Origin of the sequence: Desulfuromonas acetexigens (assembly GCF_900111775.1) — a bacterium.
Taxonomy (GTDB): Bacteria; Desulfobacterota; Desulfuromonadia; order Desulfuromonadales; family Trichloromonadaceae; genus Trichloromonas; species Trichloromonas acetexigens.
In genome coordinates this window covers 18993-37738 of the sequence record NZ_FOJJ01000012.1, presented here as the reverse complement: position 1 = coordinate 37738, position 18746 = coordinate 18993, and the positions used below count along the sequence as shown (strand labels likewise).

Below are 18746 nucleotides of genomic sequence, written 5' to 3'. Positions count from 1 at the left end.
CAAATCGGCGCGTCTTGAAAAAAAAGTGGTGCGAAATTTGTATAGGCAAGGAAGCGGCATTTTCGTCCCCAAACTCGTCCCTCCGTCGGGTCACCCCCTCAGGGCGCACAGAGGTGTTCATGAGCAACGATATTTCCAGCGACCAAATCGAGATCATCCTGGAATTCGTCCAGGAAAGTCGTGACATGATCGACCAGTTGGAGCCCATCATCATCGAACTGGGGCAAAGCTGCCAGCCGGGCAACTGTTGGGAAATCCTCGGTTGTCAGCAGACCGACTGTCTTCGCCATGGGCATTCGCCGGACTTTCCCTGCTGGCTCGACATGGGCTACATCGGCGACGGCAAGCAGACCTGCCCCCATGCCAACTCGGAACAGGAATGCAAGAACTGCCCGGTCTTCCAGCGCATCAACGGCAACGTCGACACCATTAACGCCATCTTTCGGCTTTTCCATTCGATGAAGGGGAGCGCCGGCTTTCTTGACCTGACCAATCTGTCGGGGATGGCCCACGCTGCCGAGAGCCTGCTTGATCTGGTCCGCGCCGGCAAGATCATGATGGATTCCTCCCACGTCGAGCTCCTCTGCCAGTCCTGCGACTTCGCCAAGGAAGCCCTCGACCTGGTCGAGCGGGAATACACCGACCAGGGACTGGAGGCTGTCGCCGAAGACATGAAGAGCCGCCTGATCCAGGCGACGGACCTGGCCCAGGAACGCATCCGCCTCGGCGCCGTCGCGGCCGCGGCAGAACCGGCGCCCGCCCCGGAGGCGGGACCTGCCACCGCGCCGAACAAGAAGATTGCCGCCGATAGCAGCTTCGAACTGGAAATCACCTCGGAGATGGTGGAACGGTTCGCCCAGGAAGCGGACGAGCTGTTGCAGAGCGCTGAGCAGGGGTTGCTGCAATGGACCGAAGAGAAACCGAGCGCCGAGGTAGTGGCGTCCCTCTTCCGCAACATCCACAGTTTCAAGGGGAATTGCGGTTTTTTCGGCTACGCCGACCTGGAGCGCCTCAGCCATCAGATGGAATCGGTCCTCGACCTGGTCAAGTCGGGCAAGGCACTCGCTGACGGCAATCCGGCGGAAATCCTCCTCGACTGTCTCGACTCCCTGCGCGCGGCGGTCGCCGACGTCACCAACGGTGGCACCGGCACCATCGCCACCTTGGCGGCGCAGCAGCGGCAGCTCGACACCCTGATGACTCCCCCGGCCGCCCCGGACGTGCCGACCGCAGAAGCGTCCCCCGCGCCGACACCGGAAACGGCACCGGCACCGCCGGAACCACCCCCCGCTGCCGCGCCAGCGCCGACGCCTCCCTCGCCGGCCAAAGCGGAACCGAAACCGGCGCCCGCCCCGGCGGCGCCCAAAACGCCGCCGCCTCCGCCCAAGGCGCCTGCCGCCAGCTCCACGCCGACGGCCCCGGCCAAGCCGGCCGCCGCAAACAAATCGGCGGCGGCACAACGCCAGGACATCCGGGTCGATCTGGAAAAGCTCGATCAGCTCATCAATCTGATCGGCGAGATGGTCATCGCCGAGAACATGCTTATCCACAATCCCGACATTGCCGGGCTGGAACTGGAAAACTTCCACAAGGCCGGTCAGCAGATGAGCAAGCTGGTGCGCGAGCTTCAGGAAATCGCCATGACCATCCGCATGATCCCCGTTTCCGGCCTCTTCCGGCGCATGATCCGGTTGGTCCACGACCTCTCGCTGAAAGCCGGCAAAAAGGTCGAGCTGATCCTCTCCGGCGAGGAGACCGAGGTCGACAAGACGGTGGTCGAAACGATCACCGACCCACTGGTGCATCTCATCCGCAACTCCCTCGACCACGGCCTGGAACCTCCCGATGAGCGGATTCGCGCCGGCAAGCCGGAAAAGGGGATTGTGCGCCTCTCCGCCCGCCACGAGGAGGGAGAGGTCTGGATCACCATCGAGGACGACGGTCGCGGCCTCAACCGCGACAAGATCCTGTCCAAGGCGATCAGCAAAGGACTGATCGACGGCGACGGCTCGGACATGAGCGACAAGGCGATCTACAACCTGATTTTCCAGGCCGGCTTCTCCACCGCCGACAAGATCACCGACGTCTCCGGCCGCGGGGTCGGCATGGACGTGGTCAAGCAGAACATCGAAAAGATCAAGGGCAAGATCGAAGTCACCAGCAAGCCCGGCCAGGGCTCGCGCATGATCCTGCGCATCCCCCTGACCCTGGGGATTATCGACGGCATGATGGTGCGGGTCGGCGATACCAAATGCATCGTCCCGACCCTGGCCATCCGCGAAGCCTTCCGCCCCCAGGAGAGCGCCATCACCATCACCCCCGACGGCCAGGAACTGGCCCGGGTGCGGGAGAATTTCTTCCCTGTCATCCGCCTGCACGAGGTGCTGAAGAAGGAACCGGAGTCGCACACCCTGCCCGACGGCATCCTGATCCTGCTCGAATACCAAGACAAAGGGGTCTGCCTCTTTGTCGACGAAATCGTCGGTCAGCAGCAGACGGTCATCAAAGGCCTCTCCGATTACATCGGCAACGTGCGCTGGGTCTCCGGCTGCACCATCCTCGGCGACGGCGAGGTCTGCCTGATCCTCGACGTCGGGCACCTGGTCGATATGTTTGAAGGAAAAGAAACCCTCGGCATCTAGCCTCCCTTTTATTCGTGGAAAAAGCAGGAGTATACCGACATGGCCGAAACCAAGATGAGCAACCTGAATCTCAATTTCTCCGGAGATACCGACAGCGAGGATTCACAGAAAGGGATGTACCTGACCTTCCATCTGGCCAAGGAGGATTACGGCATCGAGATCCGCTACGTCACGGAAATCATCGGCATCCAGAAGATCACCGACGTTCCCGACATGCCCGCCTTCGTCAAGGGGGTGATCAATCTGCGCGGCAAGGTGGTGCCGGTAATGGACGTGCGCACCCGCTTCGGCCTGCCGGCCCGGGATTACGACGACCGCACCTGCATCATCGTCGTCAACATCGACGACAAGGAAGTCGGACTGGTGGTGGACAAGGTCAATGAAGTGGCGGATATTCCCGACCAGCAAATCGAGCCGCCCCCCCGCACCAACCGGGAGTCGACCCGTTACATTCAAGGCATGGGCAAGATCGGCAACGAGGTGAAGATCCTGCTCGACGTGCAGAAACTTCTCTACAGCGACGAACTGGCCATGCTCGGCGGTGGCGGCGAGCTCTTCTGAGCCGCACCCGGCATCCGGCGGCAAGAGGATAAGGGAGAAGTTTCATGTCCGGCTATCTGATGGAAATCAGCGATCAGGAATTCAAACTGATGCGCGACCTGATCTATCAGCGTTTCGGCATCAACCTGACGGACCAGAAAAAGTCCCTGATGGTGGGACGGCTGCAGAAGATCATCCGCGCCTCGGGCTTTGCGACCTTCAAGGAATATTACGAACACCTGCTCAACGACAAGAGCGAGAAGGCCCTCAGTGACCTGATCGACCGGATTTCCACCAATCACACCTTCTTCAACCGCGAGAAGGAGCATTTCCGCTTCTTCGTCGAGACCGCCCTGCCGACCGTCGTCGCCCGGCTGGAGAAGGAGAACCGCCGGGATCTGCGGGTCTGGTGCGCCGGCTGTTCCACCGGCGAAGAACCGTACATGCTGCTCATGCTCATGGCGGAATTTTTCGGCGCCAATTACGGCCAGTGGTCGGCAGGCATCCTCGCCACCGACATCTCCGACCGGGCGCTCTCCATCGCCCGCGCCGGGGTCTACGCCGAGGAGCGCATCGCCGATGTCCCCGAAGCCCTGCGCCGCAAGTATTTCAAACGTCTGCCCGACGGCAACTGGGGGGTGATCGACCGGCTGAAAAACGAGGCGACCTTTCGCCGTTTCAACCTGATGAACGCCCAGTTCCCGTTCAAGAAGCCGTTTCACATCATCTTTTGCCGGAACGTGATGATTTATTTTGACCAGCCGACCCGGGAAGCCCTGATCGGCAAGTTTCACCAGTTCACCGAACCAGGCGGCTACCTGTGCATCGGCCATTCGGAGACCATCGGCCGTTCCCAGTCCCTCTACAACTATCTGATGCCCGCCACCTATCAGAAAGAGGCTGGAAGATGACCCGTAAAATCCGCGTACTCATCGTCGACGACTCGGCCCTGGTGCGGCAGATCCTCACCCAGGGGCTGTCGATGGACCCCGGGCTGGAGATCGTCGGGGCGGCGGTCGACCCCTACTCGGCCCGGGACCTGATCGTCAAGCACAAACCGGACGTAATGACCCTGGATGTGGAAATGCCGCGCATGGACGGCCTGGAGTTCCTGCGCAAGCTCATGCCCCAGTATCCGATTCCGGTAGTGATGGTCAGTTCTCTGACCCAGACCGGCAAGCAGATTACCCTCGACTGCCTGGAGGCCGGGGCCGTCGATTTCGTCGCCAAACCGACCTCGAACATGGCCCAGGGGCTCAGCGCCATGCTCGCCGAGCTGCGTACCAAGGTCAAGATCGCCTCGACGGTCAATGTCAGCCACTGGAAAAACCGCCGCGACCAGCTTCCCGGTCGCGGCCTCGCTCGCCCAGTGAAGGCCTTGGCTGAATCGACGGACAAGGTCATCGCCATCGGCGCCTCCACCGGCGGCACCGAGGCGATCAAGAGCGTCATCACCGGCTTCCCCGGCAACATGCCAGGGGTGGTCATCGTCCAACACATGCCGGCGGGTTTCACCAAGATGTTCTCCGACCGCCTCAACCAGCTCTGCGCCATGGAAGTCAAGGAAGCGGAGACCGGCGACCGGATCATGACCGGCCGGGTGCTGGTGGCACCCGGCGGAAAACACATGCGCGTGCGCCGCTCGGGGGGGATCTACCAGGTCACCTGCGACGACGGCGAACTGGTGAGCGGCCACCGTCCTTCCGTCGACGTCCTCATGCATTCGGTGGCCGAGCAGGTGGCGAGAAACGCCATCGGCATCATGCTCACCGGCATGGGCGGGGACGGTTCCGGCGGCATGCTCGCCATGCGCCAGGCCGGAGCGCGCACCCTGGCTCAGGACGAGGCGACCTCGGTCGTCTTCGGCATGCCCAAAGTGGCCTATGAGAAGGGCGGCGCCGAACGCCTGGTGCCCCTGCCGGAGATCGCTCCGGCGACGATCCGGCTCCTTTCGGAGCGAACCCCATGAGCCAAATGATTCTCGGCATCGGCGACCTCGGCGCCAGCAAGCAACCGGACGCGGAGATCAAGACCTACGCTTTGGGCTCTTGCATCGCGGTGGTCCTGCTCGACCCCCAGACCCGCACCGTGGGAATGGTTCATGTCGCCCTGCCGGAATCAAAGATCAACCTGGTCAAGGCCAAGGAAAAACCGGGCTACTTTGCGGACACCGGCGTCCCGTTGCTGCTACAGGAGATGGTCCGCCACGGCTGTCAACCGAAAGGCAAGGGACTGATCATCAAACTGGCCGGCGGTGCCGCCATCATGGACCATAACGACACCTTCAACATCGGCAAACGCAATCTGCTGGCGATCAAGAAAATCCTCTGGTCCTACGGGCTGGGCCCCCGTTCCGAAGATGTCGGCGGCACCTTCAGCCGCACCGTCTCGGTCTCGGTCAAAACCGGCGAGGTGATCCTCTCCTCCCCCGGTCGGCCCAACTGGAAGATATAGGAGTGACCATGACGACCTCGAACCGGCACGCGGAAATTGCCCGGGCAATTCAGGCGGCGCCCCTGCTCAGTCCCATCGCCAACCAGCTCTTGCAGGTGACGGCCAAAGCGGATCACGAGATGAAGGAGGTCATCGACCTGGTCAAATGCGACTCCCTGCTCACCGCCCGGCTCTTGCGGGTAGTGAACTCTGCGGCCATGGGGCTGGTCCACCCGATCAGCTCGGTAGACCATGCGGTGAGTTATCTGGGAGAGCGCATGGTCGTGGGCATCGCCGTCGCCGAATGTACCAACGAGTTTCTCGGCAAAGCCCTGGACGGTTACGAGGGAGAGGCGGGGCAACTCTGGCGCCACGAACTCTTCACCGCTATCGCCTCGCGCGCCATCTCTCGGCACGCCCGCACCCCGCTCCCCGCCGACCTGGCCTTCACCGCCGGGCTGCTGCACGATATCGGCAAGGCGATCCTTTCCGAGTTTCTATGCGGCACCTCCCGGGAGCTGGTGGCGGAGATCGTGCGCGGCGACACTGCCGACTACCTGACCGGGGAGCAGGAGCGGGTCGGCCTCGATCATTCGGAAGTCGGCTTCGAACTGGCACGGCACTGGAAGCTGCCCGAAGCCCTGGCCCAAGTCATTCGCCATCACCACCAGCCGGAAACGGTCGCGGCCGAGCTTCGGCCCCTGGTCTACGCCGTGCATCTGGGGGACATTCTGGCAATGATGGGCGGACAGGGAACGGGGAGTGATTCCATGAAATATCATCTGCGCCAGGAATACGCCGAGCACTTCACCATATCCAAGGACGACCTGGCCCTTTTACTGCTGGAATGCAGCGAGGAGTTCCGCAAGGTGGAAGCGTCCCTGGCAAGCCTCAAGGAGACCTGATGTGAAGCGCATCGTTATCGCCGACGATTCGGCCACAGCCCGGATGTTCATCAAACGCTGCCTGGAAATTATCGGGTGCGGCGGCGCCGAACTGGTGGAGGCCGCCAACGGCAAGGAAGCCTTGGCCCGGGTCAAGGAAGCCCCGACCGATCTGGTCATTACCGACCTGAACATGCCGGTGATGGATGGCGAGACCCTGCTCAAGTGGATCAACGCCAACCCGAAACTCAACCAGATTCCGGTTCTGGTGGTGAGCAGCGCCGGCACCCCGGCCAAGGAAGCGGAGTTGATGGGGCTGGGGGCGCTGGCCATCCTGAGCAAGCCGATCTCGCCGCCGGCCCTTCTGGAGAAACTGGAACCCTTGCTGGACGAACCGGAATGAAACATCCCTGGTTTTGCCCCGAGAAAGACGAGCCATGAGCGAAGTCACCGACCGTTGCGATCGCGCCATGCAGCAGGCCGTCGTCGACACCCTGGAAAACATGGTCTTCATGGAAGTCTCGCCGATTCCCCCGGAGAACGCCGCCATTTCCCCGGAAGACGACATGAGCGTTGGCCTGCTCATCCACGATCCCCTGCAGGGGGAGTTGCGCCTGCGTATGCCGAGAAAACTGGTGGCCCTGATCACCGCCGGCGTCTACAGCCTGGAGCCGGAAGAACTCAGCGACCAGATGCTGGCGGACAATTTCGCCGAGCTGATCAACATCATCGCCGGCCGCTTCATGTGCGAGCTGCTCACCGACGGCCGCCCCTTCCGCCTGGGGCTGCCGGAACCGGAACCGGAGGAGCTCGACCCGAACTCGTCCCACCGTTTTTGGAGCTACGCCATCGACGACCTGGCTTTTTCCATCACTGCCATGGGCCAAGCCCTGTGGACGGAGTGAACATTCAACCTACTTATCTGCTTAAGCACTTCACTGGAAAGGATTTTCATCATGGGTAAAAAAGTTCTGATCATCGACGACTCCAGCACCATGCGTAAAATCGTCACCCGCTCCCTGCGCCAGGCGGGGCTCGATTTCGACACTATCCTCGAAGCGGGGGACGGCCAGGAGGCCCTGCAAGTCCTCGGCAAAGAGAGTGTCGACATCATCCTCAGCGACATCAACATGCCGAATATGGACGGCATCGAATTCCTCCGCCAGAAGTCGGCCAATGCCGCCATCAAGTCGATCCCGGTCGTCATGATCACCACCGAGGCCGGGGCCGACATCCTCGCCGAAGCCAAATCCCTGGGCGCCAAGGGGAGCATCAAAAAGCCCTTCACCCCGGAACAGGTGAGCGAAGTTTTGGGCGGCCTCATGTAGCGTCTCCCCTGGCCGTCGCCTCCGGGCCACACCGGCCCGGACGGGACATCATTCCGGAACAGCACGACCACCACCCCATCAGGCGGGAGGATCTCTTGAGCTGGGAAACGCATATCGCCGACGCCACCGTCGAAATTTTTTCCACCATGTTGATGATGGACGTCAGCTCGCAGCCGCCGCTGACAGAACGAATCAAAACCCATCAGGACAGCGTCACCGGCATGGTCGGCATGGCCGGAGTCTACAAAGGGATGTTGGCCATCCATGCTCCATCCCAGGTCGCCATGTCCATCACCGGCAACTTCCTCGGCCTGGAAGTCGATTCGGTGAACGACGACGTCAAGGACGCCATGGGCGAACTGGCCAACATGCTGGCCGGATCGATCAAGGCCAAACTCAGTGACAACAGCAAGGACATTCAGCTCTCCATCCCCTCGGCGGTCTGCGGAGATTCCTACTCCCTCGATTATCAACCGCAACAGGGATCTTCAATGGTGCCCTTTGAAAGCGCGGACGGACGGTTTCTCGTCGAACTGCAACTGGAACAGCAAACCTGATCCCCGTTTCGCCCCAACGCGGAAAGGATATTCATCATGGATTTTGCCCAAGCCATTATCGAAGCGACCAGCGACGTGTTCGACACCATGGTCATGCTGGAGGCCGCCCCCGGATCGCAGGCCGCGGAAAAAACGACCGCCTTCAACGACGCCATCAGTGGCATTCTCGGTTTTTCCGGTGACATCAAGGGGATGTTGCGGATAAACTGTCCCAACCAGGTGGCCATGGCCATCACCGGCAGCCTGCTGGGGATGGAGGTCGAAGAGATCGATGACGACGTGCGCGACGCCATTGGCGAAATCGCCAACATGATCGCCGGCGGACTCAAGATCTATTTCGCCCGCCACAACCACAGCATCGAGCTTTCCATCCCCACGGCGATCGGCGGCCAATCCTATACCGTGCACAGCTTGGCCAACGCGGAATGGGTGGCGGTCCCCTTTACCCTGGCGACCGGGGTCATGCTGGTGGAACTCCAGTTCGTCGGGCTTAAATAAACCGGGCAACACGAAAAGGTCGTCATGGACAGACTGGCCTACCTGAATAAACTCTCACAGGAAATCATCGAAAAACTCAGCGAGGAGGTCAGTGGCCTGCTGGGTCAGGACTTCACCGTCGACGACGTCCAGCATGGATTGCGCTCGCGGGACGAGGTTTACGCCCCCTTGAGCGGCAAACAGGTCCTGTCCGCCCTGACCGTGAGCGGCGACGCCGAGGGCGTCGCCTATGTCGTGGTCGGGCTGAAGGATGCCATCACCCTGGGCGGCACCCTGATTCTCCTCCCCCCCGACGAGATGGCCGCGCGCCGTAAAAAACAACTCTTTGACGGCGAAGTCTCCGATGCCTACGGCGAGATCGCCAACATCATGGCCGGGGTCTACACGGCTGTTTTCATTGAGCACGCCGACCCCAAGCTGCACTTCAAAAAGACCGATCTGCTGGACTTCAATCCCGGGCCCAACGACTCCACTATTCCGCCGGGGACCTATTATGCCAGCAGCGGCCAGACCAAAATGGATGGAGCCCCCCTGGGGTCGCTGAGCATCCTCATCCCTCCCCAACTGCTAAAGCTGCCGATTCCCGGCGCGACAACCGAAGAGGAAGAGGCCCCGGAGGCAAGTAAAGAGGCGAAAGAGGCTGCGGCCGCCTCCCGGGGATCCCAGGAAGCAAGCGGGCCGATCACGCTGGACAGCGAGGGTCTGTTGATGATCGTGTCGGAAACCCAGCAGTCGGCGGAAGCTTTCGCCAGGACTTTCTCCGATCAGTGCCAATGCAACCTGGCTTGCCTGCATTTTCAGGAGGATTTTCAGGGGGCGATTCGGGGAAGGAAGGTTCTGGGGGTTTTTCTCGCCATGCGCGAGGTGGGGGAGAGAGGCTTGGCCTCGATCATCAAGATTCAGTCGGCGGTCGGAGAAAAGACCCCGCTGATCGCCGCCGGCCCGGAATGGACCCGAAAAACGGTCTTGCAGGCGATCAAATACGGTGCCCTGGACATCCTCGTCACTCCGGCGAGCACAGGGGAGATTCTCGGCAAGATCCGCCGGCACATGCAAACGGAAGGCGGCTGAGGTCGACTCGGAATCAGACGAACTCTTCGGGGGGAACCTCGGCTTCGAGCTGTTTTTTCTTGATCTTCTCGATTAACGTGGTGCGTTTCAGGTTGAGCAGGCGGGCCGCTTCTTTTTTGTTCCCACCGGTCTTGGTCAGCGCCTTGAGAATCAGCCGGTCCTCGAAATCGCTCACCAGGGTATTGAAGTCGAAGTTTTCCTCACCGATTCCCTCGACACATTCGTCCACCACCGCAGCGCCTGCTGCTTCTCCGGTGACTTGCCCGGGCACCTGGTATTTCTCCGGCAGATCGGCGGCGGAAACCCAGTCGTCGGCATGCAGCACCGACATGCGCTGAACCAGGTTTTCCAGCTCCCGGACATTCCCCGGCCAGGGGTATTCGAGCAGCGCCGCCATGGCATCGGCGGCAAAGCCCTTCAGTGCGTTCTTCCGCCCCCGATTGAAGACCTGGACAAACTTCTCGATGAGCACCGGGATATCTTCCTTGCGCTCACGCAGGGGGGGGATTTGAACGGGCACGACGCTTAACCGATAGTAGAGATCCTCGCGGAAGCGGCCCTCGGCGACCGCGGCCTCGAGATCGCGATGGGTGGCGGCGACGATGCGCACATTCACCGACACCGGCTTGACCCCACCCACCGGCTCGAATTCCCGCTCCTGAATGACACGCAGCAACTTGGCCTGCAAGGACGGCTTCATGTCGCCGATCTCGTCGAGAAAGAGGGTGCCGCCGTCGGCGTACTGGATGCGGCCGATCTTCGACTGGTTGGCGCCAGTGAAAGCACCCTTGACGTAGCCGAAAAGTTCACTTTCGAGCAGTTCATCGGGGATCGCCGCGCAGTTCACGGGGACGAAATTTTTCCCCTTGCGCGGACTGTAGGCATGAGTGGCGCGAGCGACCAATTCCTTGCCGGTGCCGCTTTCGCCGCGGATCAGGACGTTGCTTTCGCCGTCCTCGGCGACCTTTTCCAGGATTGAATAAAGCCGCATCATTTTCGGCGACTGACCGATAATGCCGTGAAAACCGTCGCTCTTGCTGATCTTGGGACTGCGTTTCTGCTGGTGAACGAGAAGATCCCGATGTTCGAGGGCACGGGCGGTGGCGATCACCGCCTCCTCAAAATCGTAGGGGGAATGGATGTAGAAGATGGCGCCGCGCCGCAAAGCTTCCACCACCGAGTCGCGGTCGCCGTAAGGCACGCTGACGATCACGGCCACCTGGGGATGGTCGGCCCGCACCTGTTTGAGCAGCTCGATTCCACCCTGCCGGGGGGCGAAGAGCTCGGTGATCACCAGGGAGATGTCCTGATCCTGCAAGGCTTCCAGCGCCTCCGCCGGGGATTGGCTTTCGAGCACAACGCAGCCGATGTGCTTGCGGAGCATGACGGCCAAACCCTCTCTGGCCTCGCGGTTGCCGTCCACCAACAGAATGCTGCGCATCGATTCGGACATCATGAAATCCCTTGGTACATTTTGGTTAGCGACCCCGGCCCGAACACCCCAGACAAAGCCGGCTCCCTCCACTAGGACTGCGGACCTCCGCGAACCCTATGAAATTCTTCATTTTATATCGAGACAGTAGAATCAATGCCTAGTCAAATGTATGACACTGGCACACAATGGCCCCGATAATACCCAACAACCCAAGAAAAATCAACGTGTTATTAAGAGGGTTCCGACCCTTCTCCGGCACGCTTCCAGCAGTGACGGGCGGAGGCAATGGATTTCAAGTCTTTATCCAAAACATTGGAGATGGAATCTGTAATCATTACCTGCACCTCCTTCCCTAGCTTGCATTTCCCTGAAAAATCACATAAAATCCTGATTAATTTTTTCTTTCATTAGATTTTAATCAAGGACATTCCGTGCGCCTCAAACTGATCAACAAATACAATATCGTCATGGGGGCCGTGCTTCTGGCGACGATGATCATGTACGCCTTCCTCAATGTCGAAACCTTGACCAACATGTTCATGGACGAGGCCCTGAAGGATGTCGACAACCTGAGCGAGACCATCATCCGCACCACCCATTACCAGATGCTCGAAGACGACCGTGAGCGGGTCTATCAGATGATCGACGAAGTCGGCTCACAAAAGGGGGTCAACCGCATCCGTCTGTTGGACAAAGAAGGGATCATCAACTTCTCGACCCAGAAAGAGGAGATCGGCACCTGCGTTGATCGCGGCTCGGAAGGATGCAGCGGCTGCCACATCGGGGAGACGACCTTGGTCCAGGCCTCCTCCATGGATCGCAGCCGCATCTTCGTCAACCGCGACGGCGTCGAACTGCTCGGTGTTACCAAAGAAATCCTCAACAAGGAAAGCTGTTACACCGCCCAGTGCCACTTTCATGCGCCCGAAGCGCAGATGCTGGGGATTCTTGACGTCCATGTCGATCTCGCCGGCGTCCGGGAAACAGCTGCGGCCTATCGCAACAACATCATCGTCTTCACCCTGGTGCTGCTTTTGATCCTCGGCACCTGCCTGTCAATGCTGACCCATCAGCTGATCAACGTCCCCGTCGGCAATCTGCTGGAACAGACTCAGCGCGTGGCTCAGGGGGATCTCTCCACCCGGGTCGCGACCTATCCCAAGGATGAGTTGGGGGAGTTGACCGAAGCCTTCAATAACATGACGGGGAAACTGAAAATCGCCCAGGAGGAGAGTCAGGATTGGGCCAACACCCTGGAAGCCAGGGTCGCGGAACGGACCGAAAAGATCCAGCGCATGCAATCGAAGCTGCTGCGCTCGGAAAAGTTGGCCTCCGTGGGAGAACTGGTGGCGGGGATCGCCCACGAAATCAACAATCCCCTCACCGGTGTACTGATGTTCGCGACCATGCTCGAAGAGGACTCCCGCCTTGACCCGGCCCTCAAGTCGGACCTCGGCACCATCGTTCACGAGACCCAGCGCTGCGCCAAGATCGTCCGTGAACTGCTCGACTTCTCGCGGGAATCGGTGCCGCAGAAAAAGATCGAGTCGATCAATCTGCTGCTCGACAAGACCATGTCTCTGGTCGAACACCACACCTCGTTCCACGACATCGTGGTGGTCAAGGAGTATGACCCGAAGCTGCCCAAGATCCTCATCGACCCCAGTCAAATCGAACAGGTTTTCATGAACATCCTGATCAACGCCAGCCAGGCCATGCCCACCAGCGGGCGGCTGACGATTCAGACCGGGGTTATGGAACAGGAAAATGTCTTGTACGCGCGGGTCACGGATACGGGCATGGGGATCTCCGAGGAAAATCTGCAGAAGATTTTCGACCCCTTCTTCTCCACCAAAGGGAACGCCGGTACCGGCCTCGGCCTCAGTGTCTCCTACGGCATCATCGAGAACCACGGCGGCACCATCGAGGTGGCCAGTACCCCCGGTCGCGGCACCAGCTTCACCATCAAGCTGCCGATCGTCGTAAATGGAGACGCCGCCCAAGAACCAGCCACCACCGCCTGAAACCGGCAGTAGGCCGCGCTCCATTCCGACGGCACTTCCCTTCTATCAACAAAAAACCCCCGGAAGCCTTGGGCCCCGGGGGTTTTTCCGTTCCAAATTTCTGCGTTGGGCGGCGCTATTCCACCGCCCGGTCTCGCGCCGAAATTCCCTGTTTTTTCAACAACGCCTGGAAGTTGGGTCGCAGCATGCCGACTTCCTCCGCGGCCTTGGTGATGTTCCAGTCGTTGCGCTTCAAGGCATCCAGCACAAAAGCCCGCTCGATGGGGGCCACCGCCCGTTCGCGGATTTCCCGCTTGGCCTCTTTGAGCTCCTCGGTGGTCCGGGGCACGTAATCCTCACCACCTTCCAGATCCTCCATCTCATCCACTGGCAATTCCAGATCCTCCGCCTCGATCAGATCGCCAAGACTGAGCACCACCGCCCGCTCGATGAGATTTTCCAGTTCCCGGACATTCCCGGGAAAGGGGTATTTTTTGAGCATGGCCATGGCCCCGGGGGAAAGCCCACGGACCTCCTTGCCGATTTCATCGCCGAACTTTTTGAGAAAGAATTTGACCAGCGGGACCAGATCCCCTTTGCGCTCGCGCAGCGGCGGCAGGTCGATGGGGATGATGTTAAGGCGGAAGAAAAGGTCCTCACGGAACTTGCCTTCGGCCGCCATATCTTTGAGATTGCGATTGGTGGCGGCGATCAGCCGGATGTCGATAGGCACCGGCTTGGTTCCACCGATCGGCGTCACTTCCCGCTCCTGCAGAACGCGCAGCAGCTTGGCCTGAGTCGTCAGGCTGATATTGGAAACCTCGTCAAGAAAGAGGGTGCCGCCGTCGGCGACCTTGAACAGGCCCATCTTGGTCTGCACCGCGCCGGTGAAAGAACCCTTGACGTGACCGAAGAGCTCGCTTTCGAGCAGGCTCTCCGCCAGGGAGGTGCAATCGACCGCGACGAAGGGCTGATCCTTGCGCGGGCTGTTCTGCTGAATGGCCCGGGCCACCAGTTCCTTACCCGTACCGCTTTCGCCGGTAATGAGAACGGTACTTTCGGTGCGGGCCACCTGCATGATGCGCTTGAAAACCTTTTGTATCTGTGGACTCTCGCCGACCAGTCCGCCCAATCCGAGTTCTTGCAGGCCCGTCTCCTCCGTGTCCGCCGAACTCAACAGCAGCGCTCGCTGCTCCAGCGCCTTCTGGGCCTTTTCGGTGATCTGCGCCGGGGTGAAGGGTTTGGCCAGGTAATCGAAAGCGCCGTTCTTTATCGCTTCCACAGCGGTCTCCACCGTGGAATAGCCGGTGATCAGGATCACCGGGACGTTCGGTTGCAGAATCCGGATAGCCTTGAGCAGTTCCAGCCCGCCCATACCCGGCATTTTCAGGTCAGTGATCACCAGGTCGAAGTCCTCTTCCTGCAAGCGCTCCAAGGCCACGCGACCGCTCGACTTGGGCTCGACCTGGTAGCCCTCTTTTTCGAGAATGCGGCGTATTCCCTCGCGAATTACCGCCTCATCGTCTACCACAAGAATCTTGGCATTGGTCATCTGCTGCAAACTCCTCATCCGCCGGCCACGGAACCACCTGAAACGCCGGCTGGAAATAACGTCCCCCTCGAAAATCCGGATTAATCGTACTGGTTTTTTTTCATAAAATCAATCCAATGTTGATCTGGGGCCGCGAATCATGATAATAAAACCCTGAAAAATATTCCATTGGAAGAATCTGATGTATACACATTGCCCTGTATGCTTTTATTATACACACGAATCGTTCGTGCAACCAAGTGATTTTACCGGCATTTTTCTGCACGTCTACGAGAATTTAGAACCCGAAATGTTCCTAAAAGTATGATTTTAATGTACTAATTTTTCGACGATTTGCGCATACTGTCGACAATCATTTTGAAAAGACAATTATTTCAACACTTTATAAATCACATAAACAAAAACTAAAGTTGGCACGGGCACTGCTTATGTATTTGCAAATACACATAAGCGACCCACGAAAAAGCGTCGATCATAGAAAGGAGACAGGAATGAAAGCCTTGCAATGCCTTTCCGGCGCAGTGGCACTTTGGGCCACGCTGAGCGAGCCGGCTCTCGCCTCGGCGGAGAGTGGCGCCGGAACGATGGGGTTCGGCGCCTGGCTGTTTATCGGCTTTTGCGCCCTGATTTTCGTGGCGCAACTCGTTCCGGCCCTGATGCTGCTCTTCGGCATGGTCAGGGGCCTGTTCGGCGGCAAGGAAAAGACCTCATCGGCTCCTTTCAGATGAACCGAAACCGCGGACCGTCTATCGTCAACCTCACATCAACCCAAGCAAGCAACCTCAACTTTTCCAGAGAAAAGGGGGAAACACCGTGCGACAACTGAACAAACCCATGTATCTGTTCCTAAGCCTGGTCCTGGCCCTGCTTCTGGGCGCGTCCGCGGCAACCGCCATGGAATCGGCGGATTGCCTGGCGTGCCACAGCGACGCCAGCATGGTCGGCGATGCCTTCGCTATCAATGAAGGCCAGTTCGACACCACCGCCCACGCCGAAATGGGCTGCTCCGGCTGCCACGAATCGGTGACTGACGCCCATCCCGACGACGGCCTGGCCCCGTCGAAAGCCAGCTGCAAAGACTGTCACGACGACATCCACAAAGAATACACCACCAGCGTGCACGGCTCCGCCGCTTCTTGCGCCGACTGCCACAATCCGCACGAGGTGAAATCGGCCACCGAAGTCGCCGGTTTCGACATGAATCGCCAGTGCGCCACCTGTCACGAGCCGGAAGAAATGACCGAGTTGCATGACCAGTGGCTGCCGCAGGCGGGGCTGCACATCGAAGCGCTCCCCTGCATCACCTGCCACACCGGCTCGGAAAATTACGTCATCACCATGTACCTGCTGCAACGGGAGGCCAAAAACCGTTACAGCAGTTTCGTCCCCGCCTCGCAGGAAGATCTCGCCAAACTGGCGGGGGATAAGCCGGTGCAAACGCTGCTCGACGCCGACAGCAACGGCGAAATCTCTCTCGCCGAACTCCGCGCCTTCAACGGCGATCCGAAATACCAGGGGCTGCGCCTGTGGGGGATGATGACCCCGGAAAAGGTGACCCATACCTTCCAAATTCTCGACAACCGCTGGGATTGCTCTTTCTGCCACGCTTCGGGTCCCCAGGCCATGCAGACGAGCTATGTAGCCTTCCCCGAGCAGGATGGCAGCTACGCCCGACTGGCCGTAGAAAAGGGCGCGGTCCTCGACGTTCTCAACGGCACTCCGGATTTCTACATGATGGGTGCGACCCGCAGCAAATGGCTGAATATCGCCGGTCTCCTGATTATCCTCGGCGGTCTGGTCATGCCCGTGGGCCACGGCACCCTGCGCTTTTTGACTCGTAAAAACAGAGAAGGGAAGGGACACTGATTATGTCTGAGCAGTCGAAAAAAATGATCTATCTGCAACCGACTCCGGTTCGCATCTGGCACTGGCTGAACGCCCTGGGAATTGTCACCCTCTGCGTTACCGGCGCGCAGATTCGCTTTCCTGAATATGTCAATATCTTTGGGACCTACAAGTCGGCCATCGCCTTGCACAACACCGCCGGAATCGTCGTGGCGATCTCCTTCGTACTGTGGATCACCTACTATCTGGTCTTTGCCGGCACCCTGAAACAACTTTACGTGCCGACCAAGGGGGACATCCAGAGCGGCTTGCTGCGCCAGGCCATCTTCTATTTCTTCAACTACTTCCGGGGCAAGCCCAACCCTCACCACACCGCCCCGGACAACAAATTCAATCCCATGCAGAAGGCCGCCTACCTGGTCATCATGTTTGTCCTGGTACCGCTGGTCATTGTCACCGGCTTCATGCTGCTGAATATCGATCCGCTGCGCAACACTCTGCTCATGGTCGGCGGCCTGAAACTGATCGTCGGTCTGCACTTCATTTTGGCCTGCTGCCTGTGCGCCTTCATCTTCACCCACTTCTATCTGGCGACCCTGGGTCACACCCCCTTCGCCCACTTCGTCCCCATGTGGACCGGCTGGGAAGAAGCCGAGGAAGAGCACGAGGAAAAGCCCCAGCATCATTAATATCCCATTTACTTCTGCTCTTTATCCTATCGCGGCGCCTACGGGCGCCGCTTTTTTTCGCCCCGTTTTTCATTTAGCAGACCTCTTATGACGCGCTAACACAATCCTAACATTTCCCGCCGATACTCCGTCCCACGTGAATCGAACCAGAAACAATCCCCCCGCAAGGGGCATCATCGAGAAAACAAGGAGATCGGCATGAAAAAAGGATTGGGCAAGAAATGGCTGCTGGCTGCGACCGCTCTGGTCGCCATGAGCGCGTCCCCGGCACTGGCTGAAAACATCAGCGTCGACTCGGGCCTGAAAGGGTACGCAAAGACCGAAGGGGTTTCCGGCAACCTGAACAGCATCGGTTCCGACACCCTCAACAATCTGATGACCTTCTGGGCCGAAGGCTTCCGCAAGCAGTACCCCAACGTCAACATCCAGATCGAGGGCAAGGGCTCCAGCACCGCGCCGCCGGCCCTGATCGAGGGCACCGCCCAGATCGGCCCTATGTCCCGCGAGATGAAGAAGAGCGAAATCGAGGCCTTCGAAGCCAAGTACGGCTACAAGCCTCTCGCCATCGGCGTCGCCCTCGACTCCCTGGCCGTCTACGTGAACAAAGACAACCCCCTGGAGCAGCTCTCCCTGACCCAGGTCGACGCCATCTTCTCCAAAAACCGCAAGAGCGGCGCCGCCGAAGAAATCTCCACCTGGGGGCAGGTCGCCCTGACCGGCGAGTGGGCCGGAAAACCGATGAGCCTTTACGGCCGCAACTCGGCCTCGGGCACCTACGGCTACTTCAAGGAAAACGCCCTGGCCAAGGGAGATTTCAAGGACACCGTGAAGGAACAGCCGGGCAGCGCCTCGGTCGTCCTCTCGATCACCGAAGACAAAGCCGGCATCGGCTACTCGGGCATCGGCTACAAGACCTCGGGGGTCAAGGCCCTGGCTCTGGCCAAGAAGGACGGCGAAACAGCCTATGCGCCGACCTATGAAAACGTCCTGGAAGGCAAGTACCCCCTGGGCCGCATGCTTTACCTCTACGTCGGCAAGCAGCCGAACCAGCCGCTGCCGAAGATGGTCGAGGAATTCCTCAAGTACGCTCTCTCCAAGGAAGGTCAGGAAGTCGTGGTCAAAGACGGCTACCTCCCCCTGCCCGCCGCAATCGCCGAGAAACAGCTGAACCTGCTCAAGTAAGCTTACGCATCACCGCGTTTTCATGAAAAGGACCGGATCGAAAGATCCGGTCCTTTATGTGCAACGGGCTCCCAGACAAGGCTCAAT

Annotated in this window: 19 protein-coding genes; 17 read left to right on the top strand and 2 right to left on the bottom strand. The window is 59.5% G+C overall.

What is annotated here, in order from left to right; translation table 11 throughout:
* Window positions 1-119 precede the first annotated feature (119 nt).
* The 12 genes from BQ4888_RS06735 (at window position 120) to BQ4888_RS06680 (ending at window position 9953) form a co-directional block, all read left to right on the top strand.
* Window positions 120-2642 (top strand): chemotaxis protein CheA, encoded by a 2523-nt coding sequence (locus BQ4888_RS06735; protein ID WP_092055442.1) that lies wholly within the window; start codon window positions 120-122, stop codon window positions 2640-2642.
* Between the two features lie 39 nt (window positions 2643-2681).
* A complete protein-coding gene (locus BQ4888_RS06730; protein WP_240746303.1) occupies window positions 2682-3203 on the top strand; it encodes a chemotaxis protein CheW in 522 nt (173 codons plus the stop codon).
* 44 nt (window positions 3204-3247) lie between these two features.
* On the top strand, window positions 3248-4093 hold the full coding sequence (locus BQ4888_RS06725; protein WP_092055438.1) for a CheR family methyltransferase: 846 nt from the start codon (window positions 3248-3250) through the stop codon (window positions 4091-4093).
* The gene (locus BQ4888_RS06720; RefSeq protein WP_092055433.1) at window positions 4090-5151 is read left to right on the top strand and encodes a protein-glutamate methylesterase/protein-glutamine glutaminase; all 1062 of its coding nucleotides are present in this window, start codon (window positions 4090-4092) and stop codon (window positions 5149-5151) included. The genes BQ4888_RS06725 and BQ4888_RS06720 overlap by 4 nt, the downstream gene beginning before the upstream one ends.
* Window positions 5148-5636, top strand: a complete 489-nt coding sequence (locus BQ4888_RS06715) for a chemotaxis protein CheD (RefSeq protein ID WP_092055429.1) — start codon at window positions 5148-5150, stop codon at window positions 5634-5636. Before BQ4888_RS06720 ends, BQ4888_RS06715 begins: the two co-directional genes overlap by 4 nt.
* A gap of 8 nt (window positions 5637-5644) precedes the next feature.
* Window positions 5645-6520 carry an HDOD domain-containing protein gene (locus BQ4888_RS06710; protein WP_092055426.1) on the top strand — a complete coding sequence of 292 codons (876 nt, stop codon included), beginning with the start codon at window positions 5645-5647 and terminating at the stop codon, window positions 6518-6520.
* Window position 6521: 1 nt separating this feature from the next.
* The gene (locus tag BQ4888_RS06705; RefSeq protein WP_092055422.1) at window positions 6522-6902 is read left to right on the top strand and encodes a response regulator; all 381 of its coding nucleotides are present in this window, start codon (window positions 6522-6524) and stop codon (window positions 6900-6902) included.
* Between the two features lie 34 nt (window positions 6903-6936).
* Window positions 6937-7404 carry a chemotaxis protein CheX gene (locus BQ4888_RS06700; RefSeq protein ID WP_092055419.1) on the top strand — a complete coding sequence of 156 codons (468 nt, stop codon included), beginning with the start codon at window positions 6937-6939 and terminating at the stop codon, window positions 7402-7404.
* 51 nt (window positions 7405-7455) lie between these two features.
* The gene (locus BQ4888_RS06695; protein ID WP_092055416.1) at window positions 7456-7827 is read left to right on the top strand and encodes a response regulator; all 372 of its coding nucleotides are present in this window, start codon (window positions 7456-7458) and stop codon (window positions 7825-7827) included.
* Window positions 7828-7922: 95 nt separating this feature from the next.
* Entirely contained in the window at window positions 7923-8384 is a 462-nt protein-coding gene (locus tag BQ4888_RS06690; protein ID WP_240746302.1) for a chemotaxis protein CheX, read from the top strand.
* A 36-nt stretch (window positions 8385-8420) separates the two neighbouring features.
* Complete coding sequence (locus tag BQ4888_RS06685) at window positions 8421-8882, top strand: chemotaxis protein CheX (protein WP_092055412.1); 462 nt, start codon at window positions 8421-8423, stop codon at window positions 8880-8882.
* Between the two features lie 24 nt (window positions 8883-8906).
* A complete protein-coding gene (locus BQ4888_RS06680) occupies window positions 8907-9953 on the top strand; it encodes a hypothetical protein (protein WP_092055409.1) in 1047 nt (348 codons plus the stop codon).
* Between the two features lie 13 nt (window positions 9954-9966).
* On the opposite strand, the gene BQ4888_RS06675 is transcribed toward BQ4888_RS06680, so the two are convergent.
* The gene (locus tag BQ4888_RS06675) at window positions 9967-11394 is read right to left on the bottom strand and encodes a sigma-54-dependent transcriptional regulator (RefSeq protein ID WP_244898137.1); all 1428 of its coding nucleotides are present in this window, start codon (window positions 11392-11394) and stop codon (window positions 9967-9969) included.
* A gap of 425 nt (window positions 11395-11819) precedes the next feature.
* Between BQ4888_RS06675 and BQ4888_RS06670 the strand changes: the two genes are divergently transcribed.
* Window positions 11820-13412: a sensor histidine kinase gene (locus tag BQ4888_RS06670; RefSeq protein WP_092055401.1), complete on the top strand. Its 1593-nt coding sequence runs from the start codon at window positions 11820-11822 to the stop codon at window positions 13410-13412.
* A 115-nt stretch (window positions 13413-13527) separates the two neighbouring features.
* Here the strand turns inward: BQ4888_RS06670 and BQ4888_RS06665 are convergent, their stop codons facing one another.
* Window positions 13528-14943: a sigma-54-dependent transcriptional regulator gene (locus BQ4888_RS06665; RefSeq protein ID WP_092055398.1), complete on the bottom strand. Its 1416-nt coding sequence runs from the start codon at window positions 14941-14943 to the stop codon at window positions 13528-13530.
* Window positions 14944-15434: 491 nt separating this feature from the next.
* Between BQ4888_RS06665 and BQ4888_RS06660 the strand changes: the two genes are divergently transcribed.
* The 4 genes from BQ4888_RS06660 (at window position 15435) to BQ4888_RS06645 (ending at window position 18659) form a co-directional block, all read left to right on the top strand.
* Window positions 15435-15671 carry a hypothetical protein gene (locus BQ4888_RS06660; RefSeq protein ID WP_092055394.1) on the top strand — a complete coding sequence of 79 codons (237 nt, stop codon included), beginning with the start codon at window positions 15435-15437 and terminating at the stop codon, window positions 15669-15671.
* 106 nt (window positions 15672-15777) lie between these two features.
* Window positions 15778-16809 (top strand): multiheme c-type cytochrome, encoded by a 1032-nt coding sequence (locus tag BQ4888_RS06655; protein ID WP_092055391.1) that lies wholly within the window; start codon window positions 15778-15780, stop codon window positions 16807-16809.
* Between the two features lie 23 nt (window positions 16810-16832).
* Window positions 16833-17477 (top strand): cytochrome b/b6 domain-containing protein, encoded by a 645-nt coding sequence (locus tag BQ4888_RS06650; RefSeq protein ID WP_240746301.1) that lies wholly within the window; start codon window positions 16833-16835, stop codon window positions 17475-17477.
* A gap of 198 nt (window positions 17478-17675) precedes the next feature.
* Window positions 17676-18659 (top strand): PstS family phosphate ABC transporter substrate-binding protein, encoded by a 984-nt coding sequence (locus tag BQ4888_RS06645; protein WP_092055386.1) that lies wholly within the window; start codon window positions 17676-17678, stop codon window positions 18657-18659.
* The last annotated feature ends 87 nt before the right edge of the window (window positions 18660-18746 follow it).

Excerpts from the sequence above, each read along its gene's own strand:
- BQ4888_RS06735 (WP_092055442.1), top strand. The coding sequence starts at position 120 with ATGAGCAACGATATTTCCAGCGACCAAATCGAGATCATCCTGGAATTC.
- BQ4888_RS06730 (WP_240746303.1), top strand. The coding sequence starts at position 2,682 with ATGGCCGAAACCAAGATGAGCAACCTGAATCTCAATTTCTCCGGAGAT.
- BQ4888_RS06725 (WP_092055438.1), top strand. The coding sequence starts at position 3,248 with ATGTCCGGCTATCTGATGGAAATCAGCGATCAGGAATTCAAACTGATG.
- BQ4888_RS06720 (WP_092055433.1), top strand. The coding sequence starts at position 4,090 with ATGACCCGTAAAATCCGCGTACTCATCGTCGACGACTCGGCCCTGGTG.
- BQ4888_RS06715 (WP_092055429.1), top strand. The coding sequence starts at position 5,148 with ATGAGCCAAATGATTCTCGGCATCGGCGACCTCGGCGCCAGCAAGCAA.
- BQ4888_RS06710 (WP_092055426.1), top strand. The coding sequence starts at position 5,645 with ATGACGACCTCGAACCGGCACGCGGAAATTGCCCGGGCAATTCAGGCG.
- BQ4888_RS06700 (WP_092055419.1), top strand. The coding sequence starts at position 6,937 with ATGAGCGAAGTCACCGACCGTTGCGATCGCGCCATGCAGCAGGCCGTC.
- BQ4888_RS06695 (WP_092055416.1), top strand. The coding sequence starts at position 7,456 with ATGGGTAAAAAAGTTCTGATCATCGACGACTCCAGCACCATGCGTAAA.
- BQ4888_RS06685 (WP_092055412.1), top strand. The coding sequence starts at position 8,421 with ATGGATTTTGCCCAAGCCATTATCGAAGCGACCAGCGACGTGTTCGAC.
- BQ4888_RS06680 (WP_092055409.1), top strand. The coding sequence starts at position 8,907 with ATGGACAGACTGGCCTACCTGAATAAACTCTCACAGGAAATCATCGAA.
- BQ4888_RS06675 (WP_244898137.1), bottom strand. The coding sequence starts at position 11,394 with ATGCGCAGCATTCTGTTGGTGGACGGCAACCGCGAGGCCAGAGAGGGT.
- BQ4888_RS06665 (WP_092055398.1), bottom strand. The coding sequence starts at position 14,943 with ATGACCAATGCCAAGATTCTTGTGGTAGACGATGAGGCGGTAATTCGC.
- BQ4888_RS06660 (WP_092055394.1), top strand. The coding sequence starts at position 15,435 with ATGAAAGCCTTGCAATGCCTTTCCGGCGCAGTGGCACTTTGGGCCACG.
- BQ4888_RS06655 (WP_092055391.1), top strand. The coding sequence starts at position 15,778 with ATGTATCTGTTCCTAAGCCTGGTCCTGGCCCTGCTTCTGGGCGCGTCC.
- BQ4888_RS06650 (WP_240746301.1), top strand. The coding sequence starts at position 16,833 with ATGATCTATCTGCAACCGACTCCGGTTCGCATCTGGCACTGGCTGAAC.
- BQ4888_RS06645 (WP_092055386.1), top strand. The coding sequence starts at position 17,676 with ATGAAAAAAGGATTGGGCAAGAAATGGCTGCTGGCTGCGACCGCTCTG.